We start from the raw sequence: 12,166 nt of genomic DNA on the forward strand, positions 1-12,166 counted from the left end.
GCCGCCCCTGCGCGGCCGGACGCGGGGCTTACAGCCCCGCCTCGGCGGCGATCTGCGCCTTCGACTTGCGCGCCCGCTCGGTCGCCGATTTCAGCTGACCGCAGGCGGCCATGATGTCCTCGCCGCGCGGGGTGCGGATCGGGCTGGCATAGCCCGCCTTGTAGATGATGTCGGCGAAGGCCTCGATCCGGTCCCAGTCGCTGCGCTGATAGGGCGCACCGGGCCATTCGTTGAACGGGATCAGGTTGATCTTCGCCGGGATGCCGCGGATCAGCTTGACCAGCCGGCGCGCGTCGTCGTCGGTGTCGTTCACATCCTTCAGCATCACGTATTCAAACGTGATCCGCTCGCTGTTCGACAGCCGCGGGTATTCGCGCAGCGTGTTCAGCAGCGTCTCGATGTTCCAGCGCTTGTTGATCGGCACCAGCTTGTCGCGCACCTCGTCGGTGGTGGCGTGGAAGCTGACCGCCAGCAGACAGCCGATTTCCTCGGCGGCGCGGGCGATCTCGGGCACCACGCCCGAGGTCGAGAGCGTGATCCGCCGGCGGCTGAGAGAGATCCCCTCGCCGTCCATCACCACCGACATCGCATCGCGCACGTTGTCGAAGTTGTAAAGCGGCTCGCCCATGCCCATCAGCACGACGTTCGACACCAGCCGCACGTCGTTCTTCGGTTCGCCCGGCTCGGGCCATTCGCCGAGGTCGTCGCGCGCCACCAGAACCTGGCCGACGATCTCGCCCGCGGTCAGGTTGCGCACCAGCTTCTGCGTGCCGGTGTGGCAGAAGGTGCAGGTCAGCGTGCAGCCCACCTGCGAGCTGATGCACAGCGTGCCGCGGCTTTCCTCGGGGATGTAGACCATCTCCACCTCGTGCCCGCCGGCGATGCGCAGCAGATACTTGCGGGTGCCGTCGAGCGAGACCTGCCGGGTCACCACCTCGGGCAGGCCGATCTCGAACTTCTCGTCGAGCAGCGCGCGGTAGTCCTTGGCAAGGTTCGTCATCTGCGCGAAGTCGCGCACGCCCCAGTGATAGACCCACTGCCAGATCTGGCCGACGCGCATCTTCGCCTGCTTCTCGGGCGTGCCGGCCTCGATCAGCGCGGCGCGCAGCTGCTCGCGGGTGAGCCCCACGAGGTTCACCTTGCCGCCTTCGGGCAGCTTGCGCGGAATGGTCAGCACGTCTTGAGTGATCGGTGCGGAGGGCGTGGTCATGGCAATGTCCCGGCAATGAAGCGCTTCATATAGGGGATTCGCGCCCGAAACGGTAGTGCAAATGCAAAAGCCCCGGCACTGCCGGGGCCTGCGTCGCGCAATGGGGCGCCTAGCTTACTTGCAGCGCTTGGCGGCCTCGTCCATCGCGGCGGTGAAGCCCATCAGCGAGAACTTGTCGCTGGTCTGCGTGCCGCGCGCCGAATGCGCGGTGATCGTCACGTCGGCACCGCCCTTCAGCGCCGCGATGATCTTCGCATCCTGATCGGCCGAGCCCGCCCAGGCGCCCTCGCCATCGGTGAAGAGCTGGAATTTCTGGCCGTTGTTCACCACCATGTCGGCGGTCGAGCCCGGGGCGAAAGGATAGCCACCCATGAACGAAACCTCGCCGCCCTTGCCCGGACGGAAGGTGACGAACAGCAGGATGTCGCCGCGCCGCACCTGGGTGGGCTTGCCGTCCTTGGTGTTCACCGTTTCCTTGGGCGAGGTGACGCCCCAGCATTCCTTGGGCTTTTCTTCGACGAAGACGCTCCAGTCGGTCTTTGCGGCGACGCGGTTCGAGGTCTGCTGCGCGCCGGCGATCCCGGGAACGAGAAGCGAAGCAGCCAGAATCGCAGCGCCCCGCAGGATGAAAGTCTTCATTGTTACAGCCTCCAGCTGCCTGATGCCTCTGACCGCCCGCGCGGGCCTTTGGCCCTTCTTGACAATGGCGGTTGCGGATTCAACTCGATATTCCACAGATAACAAGAAAGTGCCCCGGGACGAAAGCCCCCCGGGCAGGAATTCGCGCATGCGTGAAGAGGGGAAAAGCCAATGACGGCAGTGCCGATGATCGAATTGTGGCGGGGCGGGATGCTCGAATCGGTCCATGCGGGCCATGCGGTGGTCTTCGGCCCGGGCGGGATCGAGGCCGCCTGGGGCGATCCCGAGACGGTGATCTTCCCGCGTTCGTCGTGCAAGATGCTGCAGGCGCTGCCACTTCTGGAAAGCGGCGCGGCCGATGCCGCGGGGCTGAGCGAGCGCCAGCTTGCCCTGTCCTGCGCCAGCCATTCGGGCGCGGCGCTGCACCGCGACGCCGTGGCGGGCTGGCTGGCCGATCTCGGCATGGCCGAGGGCGATCTGCGCTGCGGCGTGCACATGCCCTGGGACAAGGCGGAGAACACCCGCCTGACCTGCACCCACGAGACGCCCTGCCAGCTGCACAACAACTGCTCGGGCAAGCATGCGGGCTTCCTGACGCTGAACCGGCACCTGAAGGGCGGCAGCGAATATGTCGAGATCGACCATCCGGTGCAGCGCGCGGTGAAGACCGCCTTCGAGGAGGTGACGCAGGAGACCTCGCCCGGTTACGGCATCGACGGCTGCTCGGCGCCGAATTTCGCCTGCACGGTGACGGGCCTTGCCCGCGCGATGCAGTTCTTCGCCGCGGCAAACCCAGAGGGCTCCATCCGCGAGGCCGCGGCCGCCCGGCTGGCCCGCGCCATGGCCGCCTTCCCCGAGATGGTGGCGGGCGAGGAGCGCGCCTGCACCCGGCTGATGCGCGCCATGGGCGGCACCGTTGCGGTGAAGACCGGGGCGGAGGCGGTCTATGTCGCGATCCTGCCCGAGCAGAAACGCGGCATCGCGCTGAAGATCGTCGACGGCGGCACCCGCGCCTCGGAAGCGGCGATCACCGCGCTTCTGGTGAAGCTCGGCGCGCTCGATCCCGCGCATCCGGTGGTCGAGGAGCTGATCCCGAGCGTGCAGCGGAACTGGCGCGGCTTCGTCACCGGCGGCATGCGTCTGGCGCCCGGCTTCGCCTGAACCTTAAAGCATCTGCCAGAGCAATCGCAGCGCCAGCAGGGTCGAGGTGGTCACCAGCAATGGCTTGATCACCTTCGCCCCCACCCGCATCGCCAGCCGGGCGCCGAGCCGGGCGCCCGCCACCTGTGCAAGCCCCATGGCCAGCCCCATCGCCCACCACGGCGCCCCCGCCGCGGCAAAGGCGATCAGCCCGCCGAGATTCGAGGCGAAGTTCAGCAACTTCGTGTGCGCGGTGGCCTTCAGCACGCCATAGCCCGCGAGCGTGACGAAGCCGATCATGTAGAAGGCGCCGGCCCCGGGCCCGATCAACCCGTCGTAAAAACCGATCAGCGGCACGACGAACGCGGTGAAGGCGGCCGGTCGGATCCGCTCGCCCCGGTCGGTGTCATCCAGCCCCTTCTTCAGCGCGAAGAACGCGGCGATCGCGATCAGCACCACCGGCAGCGCGATCCGCAGCCCGCCGGTCGGGATCACCGAGACGAGCCCGGCACCGACCAGCCCCGCGATGAAGGCCAGCACCGCGGGCCGCAGCTGATGCGACAGTCGCACATGCCCCGCCCGCGCATAGGCGAGCGCCGCGGTCGCCGCGCCGAACACCCCCTGCACCTTGTTCGTCGACAGCGCCTGCAGCGGCGTCGCCCCGGCCAGAAGCAGCACCGGCAGGGTGATGAGCCCGCCACCGCCGGCGATCGAATCGACGAACCCGGCAGCAAAGGCCGCACCGATCAGCATCAGGGCAAGGTCGAGGGACACTTCGAACATCGGGAAACCGCCGTTGCGCCCGCAGTGTCGCGGGCGGCGCTTCTTCCTCTGGCGGCCGGGCAATGTAAAGCGCGCCTTGCTCCCCGCCCGGCACGGCATTAGCCTGCCGCGGTCAGCGCAAACCGAGGATGCAATGCCCTTCCCCCTTCCGCCGATCGGCCACGACGATCCTTGCATGCTCCCGACGGCCCGGGCCGCATGAGCCCCGCCTGGCGCCCGCTCGCGGCCTTTGCCGCCCTGGCGCAGCCGCGGGCCGAGCTGTGGCGCACGGCGCTTGGTCTGGTGCTGATCGTCGCGCTCTACTGGGGGGCGGTCTTCGGCACGCTGACGCTGATCGGCCACCAGCTCGCGCCGATGCGCTTTGCCCGGCTGATGGCCGAGATCTCCCGCGCCGGCACGCCTGCGGGGCTGGCGATGCTGCTCGCCACCTTTGTGCCGATGGCACTCGCCGTGCTGGCCGTGACGCGGGCGCTGCACCGCCGCGGCCTGCAAAGCCTCCTCGGCCCCGGCGCCGGGCGCGACGCGCTGCGCGCCGGCGTGCCGCTTTTCGGCCTGGCCCTCGCGCTCTTCCCGCTCGCGTTCCTTGACCCGAATGTCGGCCGCTCGGTGCCGCCCGCCACGGTGCTGCGCTGGCTGCCGGTGATGCTGCCGCTTCTTCTCGTGCAGATCGCCGCCGAGGAGCTGATCTTCCGCGGCTACCTGCTGCAGCAGCTTGCCGCGCGCAGCCGCTCGCCCTGGGTGTGGATGGTGGCGCCTTCGGCGCTGTTCGGCGCCTTGCACTATTCGCCGGCCGAGTTCGGGCCGATGGCGCTCTGGCCGGCGCTCTGGGCGATGGGCTTCGGCTGCCTTGCTGCCGACCTGACCGCGCGCACCGGCAATCTCGGCGCGGCGCTGGCGCTGCACTTCACCAACAACCTCTCCTCGATGATCCTTGTCGGGCTCTACGGCCAGCTCGACGGGCTCGCGCTCTACACCATCGTCATCAACCCGCGCGATGCGGCGGCCTTCGGCCCCTATCTCGCCGCCGACGTCGCCGCGATGCTCGTCGCCTGGCTTGCCGCGCGGCTTGCGCTGCGCGTCTGATTGCAATTCCCGGCCTGCCGGCTTATCTGGACCAGACGTCGCGGCAAGCGCACGAAAGGGGCTCAAGACCGATGAACTGGATCTCGAACTACGTCAAACCGAAGATCAACTCGTTGTTCTCGCGCCGCGAGATGCCCGAGAACCTGTGGACCAAGTGCCCCGAATGCGGGACCATGCTGTTCCACCGCGAGCTGGCCGAGAACCTGAACGTCTGCACGAACTGCGACCACCACATGGCGATCTCGCCGCGCGCGCGCTTCACCGCGCTGTTCGATGGCGGCATCTTCTCCGAAATCAAGGTGCCCGAGCCGATCGCCGACCCGCTGCAGTTCCGCGACCAGAAGAAATACCCCGACCGGATGCGCGCCGCGCAGAAATCGACCGGCGAGAAAGAGGCGATGCTCGTCGCCGAGGGCGAGATGGGCCGCACCCCGATCATCGCCGCCGCGCAGGACTTTTCCTTCATGGGCGGCTCGATGGGGATGTATGTCGGCAATGCCATCGTCGCCGCGGCCGAACGCGCGGTGAAGACGAAGCGCCCGCTGATCCTCTTTGCCGCGGCGGGCGGCGCGCGGATGCAGGAAGGCATCCTCAGCCTGATGCAGATGCCGCGCACCACCGTCGCGGTGCAGATGCTGAAGGAAGCGCACCTGCCCTATATCGTGGTGCTCACTCACCCGACCACCGGCGGCGTCACCGCCTCCTATGCCATGCTCGGCGACGTGCAGATCTCCGAACCCAACGCGCTGATCTGCTTTGCCGGTCCGCGCGTGATCGAGCAGACGATCCGCGAGAAACTGCCCGAGGGCTTCCAGCGCGCCGAATACCTGCTCGACCACGGCATGCTCGACCGCGTCACCCACCGCAAGAAACTGCGCGAGGAGCTGGTCACGATCACCCGCATGCTGATGGGCCTCACCCCCGCCATTGCCGGCGACCTGCCCGCCCCGGGCAAGGTCGAAGACCTCGCGAAGGCCTGAGCCCTTCATCTTGCCGCAAATACCTCGGGGGTCCGGGGGCAGCGCCCCCGGCCTCCGTCCATTCCGGGGGCCCCGATGGCTGCTGAGACGACCCTTCCCTCCGACGCGATCCTGACGCAGCTGATGGCGCTGCACCCGAAGGTGATCGACCTCACCCTCGACCGGGTCGAGCGGCTGCTCGCCGCCCTCGGCCACCCCGAGACGGCGTTGCCCCCGGTGATCCACATCGCCGGCACCAACGGCAAGGGCTCGACCCAGGCGATGATCCGCGCCGGGCTCGAGGCGGCGGGCAAGCGCGTGCACGCCTATACCTCGCCCCATCTCGCCCGCTTCCACGAGCGCATCCGGCTGGCCGGCACGCTGATCTCGGAACCCGATCTTGCCGCGCTGCTCGAGGAATGCCGGCAGGTGAACGGCGACATCCCGATCACCTTCTTCGAGATCACCACCGCCGCGGCCTTTCTGGCCTTCGCCCGCACGCCGGCCGATTTCACCCTGCTCGAGGTCGGGCTGGGCGGCCGGCTCGATGCGACGAATGTGATCGAGCGGCCGGCGCTCACCATCATCACCCCGGTCTCGATCGACCATCAGGCCTTCCTGGGCGAGACCCTGCCCGAGATCGCCGGCGAGAAGGCCGGGATCCTGAAACGCGGCGTGACCTGCGTCGTCGGCCCGCAGGACGAGGCGGCGCTCGAGGTGATCGAGGCCCGCGCCGCCCGGGTCGGCGCGCCGCTCTTCGTGCATGGCCAGCACTGGCACGTGACCGAGGAACGCGGCCGGCTGATCTATCAGGACGAGACCGGGTTGCTTGATCTGCCCCTTCCGGCGCTGCCGGGCCCGCATCAGATCCAGAACGCCGGCGCCGCGATTGCCGCGCTGCGCCTGCTGGGCTTCGATGCCGAGGCCTGCGAGGCGGCGGTCACCCGCGCCGAATGGCCCGCCCGGATGCAGCGGCTGCGCCGCGGCCCGCTCGCGGAAAGCGCGCCGGGGGTCGAGCTGTGGCTCGACGGCGGGCACAACCCGGCGGGCGGGACCGCGGTGGCGGCGACGCTCGCGCGCATGCCCGCGCGGCCGACGCATCTGATCTGCGGCATGATCAACACCAAGGACGAGGCGGGCTACATGCGCCCGCTCGCCACGGTCGCGCAAAGCCTGACCGCGATCACCATCCCCGAGGAACCGAACTCGCAGCCCGCCGAGGTGACCGAGGCCGCCGCCCGTGCCGCGGGCTTTGCGCGCACCGCCACCGCCCCCTCGGTCGCCGATGCGCTGGCCACGCTCGCGGCGGCCGATCCCACTGCCCGGGTGCTGATCTGCGGCTCGCTCTACCTCGCCGGCAAGGTGCTGCGCGACAACGGCTGAGCTCCGCATTTCTGCGAAGATCCCTGTGCGGCCCTGCGACTAGGCGCCGGCGCCGCCGGCCCCTATCTTCGCGGCTGCACAACAGGAGCCCCGTCATGACGCAAGCCACGCCCCTCGAATTCGGCCTCGACACCTTCGGGGACATCACCCGCGACGACGCCGGGCGGCGCTCGGGCGCCCAGGTGATCCGCGACACCCTGGCCGAGGCGGAGCTCGCCGAGGCCGTCGGCGTCGACTATTTCGGCCTTGGCGAGCATCACCGCCCCGATTTCGCGATCTCGGCGACCGAACCGCTGATCGGCGCGATCCTCGCCCGCACGCAGCGGATCCATGTCGGAACCTCGGTGACGGTGCTGTCCTCGGACGACCCGATCCGGCTCTATCAGCGTTTCGCCACGCTCGACGCGATCGCGCCGGGCCGCGCCGAGATCACCATCGGCCGCGGCTCCTTCACCGAGAGCTTCCCGCTCTTCGGCTTCGCGCTCGACGATTACGAGACCCTGTTCGAGGAGAAATCGCAGCTCCTCCACCTGCTGCAGACGCAGGAGAAGGTCAGCTTCCAGGGCCGGCACGTGCCCGCGCTGACGGGCGTCACCGTCTATCCGCGCGCGGAAACGCCCCTCAAGATCTGGCGGGGCGTCGGCGGCAGCCCGCAATCGGTGGTGGAAGCCGCGGCGATGGACATGCCGCTGGTGATGGCGATCATCGGCGGCGACGCCGCCCGCTTCGCGCCCCTCGCCGACCTCTACCGCCGCGCCCGCGCGCAGATGGAGGGCCCCATGCTGCCGCTTGGCGTGCATTCGCCCGGCCATGTCGGCGAGACCGACGAGAGCGCGAAGGAGGAGTTCTTCGAGGGCTATGCGACGATGCACGACATGATCGGCCGCTCGCGCGGCTGGCCGCGGCTGACCCGCGCCGCCTACGAGGCCGAGATCGCGCATGGCTCGCTTTACATCGGCTCGCCCGAGACGGTGGCGCAGAAGATCGCGCGCACGGTGCGGGTGCTGGGCCTCGACCGCTTCACGCTGAAATACTCTTCCGGCCCGCAGCGGCCCGAGGTGCAGCTGCGCAACATCGCGCTGTACGGCGAGAAGGTGATCCCGCGGGTGCGCGAGCTGCTCGCCTAGTCGCGGGCCCAGTCGGCCGACTGCATCTCGCGCAGTCGGCTGGCGGTGCGCTCGAACTCGAAGCTGCCCTCGCCCTCGATGTAAAGCCGCTCGGGTTCCTCGGCGGCCGAGCAGATCAGCCGCACCTTGGCCTCGTAGAGCGTGTCGATCAGGGTGACGAAGCGCTTCGCCTCGTTGAAGTTCGACGACGACAGATGCGGGATATCGTCGATCATCAGCACCCGCACCGCGCCGGCGATGGCAAGGTAATCGGCCGGGCCGAGCGCCGCGGCGCACAGGTCCCAGAAGGTGGCGCGGCCGACGCCGTTGTGGAAATGCGGGATCACCACCTCGCGCCCCTTCACCTCGAGCCGCAGCACCGCGCTGTCGTCATGGCCCGACAGCTCTTCCCAAAGCGCCGTCATCGCCTCGGTCGCCGGCCGGCCAAGCGGGGTGAAATAGACCTGCGCCCCCGACAGCCGGTGCTGGCGGTAGTCGTTTTCCGAAACGATCTCCTGCACCTCGAGCTCGGCGCGGATGATGCCGATGAAGGGCAGGAACAGCTGCCGGTTCAGCCCGTTCTTGTAGAGATCCTCGGGCACCCGGTTCGAGGTGGTGACCACGGTCACGCCGCGCTTGAACAGCTCGTCGAAGAGCCGCCCGACGATCATCGCATCGGCGATATCGGTGATCTGCATCTCGTCGAAGCACAGAAGCCGCACCTCGGCCGCGATCGCCTTCGCCACCGGCAACAGCGCATCCTCGGTCTTCGCCCGACGCGCCGCCTCGATCTGCGCCTGGACCTCCTGCATGAAGGCATGGAAATGCACGCGCCGCTTCGGCACCTCGACCGCGCCGCAGAACAGGTCCATCAGCATCGACTTGCCGCGCCCGACCCCGCCCCACAGGTAAAGCCCGCGCACCGTCTCGGGGGGCTTGGCGAAGAGGCCGAAAAGGCCGGGCTTCTTCACCGGCGCCTCGAGCTCGGTGCGGATCCGCTCCATCAGCGGCAGGACCGCGCGCTGCGCCGCGTCGGCGTGCAGCGTGCCGGCGGCGACACGGGCGTCATAGATTTGCAGCAGGCTCTGTTTCATGCCCTTTCCCTAGCCGCTTGGCCAGCGCTTGAAAAGCGCTCGCTGCGACATTCGCGCACGGGCGCCGCTTGAGCGCAGGGCGCGCTTGGCATAGGGTTCGCCCGCCATCTCAACGACAGGAGAGATCATGTCCAAATCGACCCAGCGGCTGCACCTCGTGTTCGGCGGCGAGCTCATCGACCCCGCACACACGCAGTTCAAGGATGTGAGCAAGATCCACATCGTCGGCATCTTCCCGAACTATTCGACGGCCTTCAACGCCTGGAAGGCCGAGGCGCAACGCTCGGTCGACGATGCCCACATGCGCTATTTCATCGCCCACCTGCACCGGCTGCGCGACGAGGAGGTTCCCGCCTCGCCGACCGAGGAACTCGGCGCCTGATCCCTGACGGAGCCAGAAATGCGCCGGTCCTTCCTGCTGTGGCTGCGCCTCGCGCTGACCCGCTCGCGCCGGCCGGCACTGACGGCCGAGGCACCGGCGCGTCCGGCGGGGCCCCTGATTTGGCTGGTGCCCGACCCGGGGGCCGAGGACGGGCATGACGGCGGCGCCACTGCCGCGCTGCTGCTGCGCCGATTGCAGCAGCAGCGTCCGGGGCTTTCGCTGCTGGTCAGCGTGCCACCCACGCTGGAGGCGCCGCTGCCCGACACGGTGATCCGCATCGCGCCCGTCGAGGACGCCCCGGCGGCGGTGCGGCTCGCGCTGACGCAATGGCACCCCGACCTGATCGTGCTGATGGGCAATGCGCTGCCGCCGGCACTGATCGAGGGCGCACGCGAGGCCGGTGTGCCGGTGATGCTGATCGACGCCCATGCGCCCGGGCGCGCGGCGCGGCGTGGCTTCTTCGCACGCCGGCTGCAACGCGCGCTGCTGACGCGCCTCGCCCGGATCAGCGTGCGCGATCCCGAAAGCCAGGCGGCGCTGGTCCGCCTCGGCGCCGATCCGGCGCGGATCGAGGTCGGCGGCATCCTGTCCGAGCCGCCCGAGCCGCTGCACTGCTCCGAGACCGAGCGCGCCTCGATCGCTTCGATCACCCGCACCCGGCCGGTCTGGCTGGCCGCCGCGGTGCCGGCGGGCGAGGTGCACGCGGTGCTGACCGCCCATGCCCAGGCGCAGCGCCACGCGCACCGGATGCTGCTGATCCTCGCCCCCGACCAGCCCGTCGACGGGACCGAGCTCGTCAACGAACTCGAGGCGATGGGGTGGGCCGCCGGGCGGCGCACGCTCGAGGGCGAGCCCGACGACGAGATGCAGATCTTCCTGGCCGATGACCCGGGCGAATACGGGCTGTGGTATCGCATCGCCCCGGTGACCTACATGGGCGGCACGCTGAGCGGCGCGGCCGGGCATGCGCGCTCGCCGCTCGAACCCGCGGCGCTTGGCTCGGCGGTGGTGCATGGGCCGCAGACCGCCCCCTATGGCGCGGACTACAGCCGGCTCGATGCCGCGCGTGCGGCGCGCGCGATCTATGACGCGCGCTCGCTCGGCGATGCGCTGGCCGACCTGATCGCGCCCGACCGTGCCGCGATGCTGGCGCACAACGCCTGGGCGGTGACCTCGGGCGGGGCGGGTGCGGCCGAGGCCGTGGCGCGCGCCATCCTCGGCACGCTCGATACCACCACGACCGGGGAGATCCGCTGATGGGCGCACCTCTGTTCTGGTTCACCCCGCCCGACCGGCCGACGCTTGCGGCGCGGTTGCTTGCCCCGCTCGGCGGGCTTTATGCCGCCGCGACGGCGCAGCGGTTGCGCCGGCCCGGGGCCCGCATCGGCGTGCCGGTGATCTGCGTCGGCAACATCAACGCCGGCGGCACCGGCAAGACGCCCACCGTGATCGCCCTGGTGCAGCACCTCGCGGCGCGGGGCATCGCAGCCCATGTCGTCAGCCGCGGCCATGGCGGCAGCCTGACCGGCCCGGTGCAGGTCGACGAGCGCCGCCACCGCGCCGCCGAAACCGGCGACGAGCCGCTGCTGATCTCGGCCTTCGCGCCGACCTGGGTGGCGAAGGACCGCGCCGCGGGGGCGCGCGCGGCGGTGGCGGCCGGAGCGCAGGCGATCGTTCTCGATGACGGCCACCAGAACCCGGCGCTGATCAAGGATCTGTCGATCGTGGTGGTCGATGCGGCGAAGGGCTTCGGCAACGGCCGCTGCCTGCCCGCGGGCCCGCTGCGCGAGCCGGTCGCCGCCGGGCTTGCCCGCGCCGACCTGTTGCTCTCGATCGGCCCCGCCACTGCACAGGCCGGCTTTGCGGCCGCATGGGGCGGCAAGATCGCCGTGCCGCATCTGACCGGCGCGCTTGAGCCCTTGCAGACCGGGATGGACTGGGAGGGGCTGCGGGTCCTTGCCTTTGCGGGCATCGGCCATCCGGAGAAATTCTTCGCCACCCTGCGGGGACTGGGCGCCGAGCTTTTGCGCGCCGAAGCACTCGAGGATCACCAGCCCTACACGCCACGGCTCCTCACCCGGCTCGAGACCGAGGCGCGGCTGCTCGGCGCGCAGCTGGTGACGACCGAGAAGGATGCGGTGCGCCTGCCCGCACGTTTCCGCCCGCAGGTGCTGGCGCTGCCGGTGCGATTGCAGATCGCCGACACCACGGCGCTCGACGCGGCGCTGGCGCGGCTTGGCCTTTAGGCAAAGAAAAAGGGGGCGCTGCCCCCTCTGCGCCTGACGGCGCATTCACCCCCGAGGTATTTTCGGCAAGGAGAAAGCCAAAAAGTCTGTCCGATGAGCTTTTTCTAGACACAAATACTCCGGGGGGAGCGCAGCGGGGGG

12 protein-coding genes are annotated in these 12,166 nt (G+C 69.6%); 8 read left to right on the forward strand and 4 right to left on the reverse strand.

What is annotated here, in order from left to right; translation table 11 throughout:
* Window positions 1-28: 28 nt before the first annotated feature.
* The gene (rlmN, locus tag EOW65_RS13330) at window positions 29-1,210 is read right to left on the reverse strand and encodes a 23S rRNA (adenine(2503)-C(2))-methyltransferase RlmN (protein WP_128150202.1); all 1,182 of its coding nucleotides are present in this window, start codon (window positions 1,208-1,210) and stop codon (window positions 29-31) included.
* 114 nt (window positions 1,211-1,324) lie between these two features.
* Window positions 1,325-1,849 carry an invasion associated locus B family protein gene (locus EOW65_RS13335; protein WP_128150204.1) on the reverse strand — a complete coding sequence of 175 codons (525 nt, stop codon included), beginning with the start codon at window positions 1,847-1,849 and terminating at the stop codon, window positions 1,325-1,327.
* A gap of 171 nt (window positions 1,850-2,020) precedes the next feature.
* Between EOW65_RS13335 and EOW65_RS13340 the strand changes: the two genes are divergently transcribed.
* A complete protein-coding gene (locus EOW65_RS13340) occupies window positions 2,021-3,010 on the forward strand; it encodes an asparaginase (RefSeq protein WP_128150206.1) in 990 nt (329 codons plus the stop codon).
* Window positions 3,011-3,013: 3 nt separating this feature from the next.
* On the opposite strand, the gene EOW65_RS13345 is transcribed toward EOW65_RS13340, so the two are convergent.
* Window positions 3,014-3,772 (reverse strand): TSUP family transporter, encoded by a 759-nt coding sequence (locus EOW65_RS13345; RefSeq protein WP_128150208.1) that lies wholly within the window; start codon window positions 3,770-3,772, stop codon window positions 3,014-3,016.
* A 198-nt stretch (window positions 3,773-3,970) separates the two neighbouring features.
* Here EOW65_RS13345 and EOW65_RS13350 point away from each other — a divergent pair, with 198 nt between their 5' ends.
* The 4 genes from EOW65_RS13350 (at window position 3,971) to EOW65_RS13365 (ending at window position 8,324) form a co-directional block, all read left to right on the forward strand.
* Window positions 3,971-4,855, forward strand: a complete 885-nt coding sequence (locus EOW65_RS13350; protein ID WP_128150210.1) for a CPBP family intramembrane glutamic endopeptidase — start codon at window positions 3,971-3,973, stop codon at window positions 4,853-4,855.
* 71 nt (window positions 4,856-4,926) lie between these two features.
* Window positions 4,927-5,835, forward strand: a complete 909-nt coding sequence (accD, locus tag EOW65_RS13355; RefSeq protein WP_128150212.1) for an acetyl-CoA carboxylase, carboxyltransferase subunit beta — start codon at window positions 4,927-4,929, stop codon at window positions 5,833-5,835.
* Between the two features lie 75 nt (window positions 5,836-5,910).
* The gene (locus EOW65_RS13360) at window positions 5,911-7,197 is read left to right on the forward strand and encodes a bifunctional folylpolyglutamate synthase/dihydrofolate synthase (RefSeq protein ID WP_128150214.1); all 1,287 of its coding nucleotides are present in this window, start codon (window positions 5,911-5,913) and stop codon (window positions 7,195-7,197) included.
* 95 nt (window positions 7,198-7,292) lie between these two features.
* On the forward strand, window positions 7,293-8,324 hold the full coding sequence (locus EOW65_RS13365) for an LLM class flavin-dependent oxidoreductase (RefSeq protein WP_128150216.1): 1,032 nt from the start codon (window positions 7,293-7,295) through the stop codon (window positions 8,322-8,324).
* On the opposite strand, the gene zapE is transcribed toward EOW65_RS13365, so the two are convergent.
* Window positions 8,321-9,397: a cell division protein ZapE gene (gene zapE, locus EOW65_RS13370; protein WP_121530614.1), complete on the reverse strand. Its 1,077-nt coding sequence runs from the start codon at window positions 9,395-9,397 to the stop codon at window positions 8,321-8,323. The two genes, EOW65_RS13365 and zapE, sit on opposite strands and share 4 nt — an antisense overlap.
* Before the next feature lie 127 nt (window positions 9,398-9,524).
* Between zapE and EOW65_RS13375 the strand changes: the two genes are divergently transcribed.
* Genes EOW65_RS13375 through lpxK form a run of 3 tightly spaced genes read left to right on the forward strand, consistent with a single transcriptional unit; the run spans window position 9,525 to window position 12,025 of the window.
* Entirely contained in the window at window positions 9,525-9,779 is a 255-nt protein-coding gene (locus EOW65_RS13375; RefSeq protein WP_128150218.1) for a DUF4170 domain-containing protein, read from the forward strand.
* An 18-nt stretch (window positions 9,780-9,797) separates the two neighbouring features.
* Window positions 9,798-11,036, forward strand: a complete 1,239-nt coding sequence (locus EOW65_RS13380) for a 3-deoxy-D-manno-octulosonic acid transferase (RefSeq protein ID WP_128150220.1) — start codon at window positions 9,798-9,800, stop codon at window positions 11,034-11,036.
* On the forward strand, window positions 11,036-12,025 hold the full coding sequence (gene lpxK / locus EOW65_RS13385) for a tetraacyldisaccharide 4'-kinase (RefSeq protein WP_128150222.1): 990 nt from the start codon (window positions 11,036-11,038) through the stop codon (window positions 12,023-12,025). The genes EOW65_RS13380 and lpxK overlap by 1 nt, the downstream gene beginning before the upstream one ends.
* The last annotated feature ends 141 nt before the right edge of the window (window positions 12,026-12,166 follow it).

Source organism: Paenirhodobacter ferrireducens (assembly GCF_004022265.1).
In the GTDB taxonomy this organism is placed as follows: Bacteria; Pseudomonadota; Alphaproteobacteria; order Rhodobacterales; family Rhodobacteraceae; genus Rhodobacter; species Rhodobacter ferrireducens.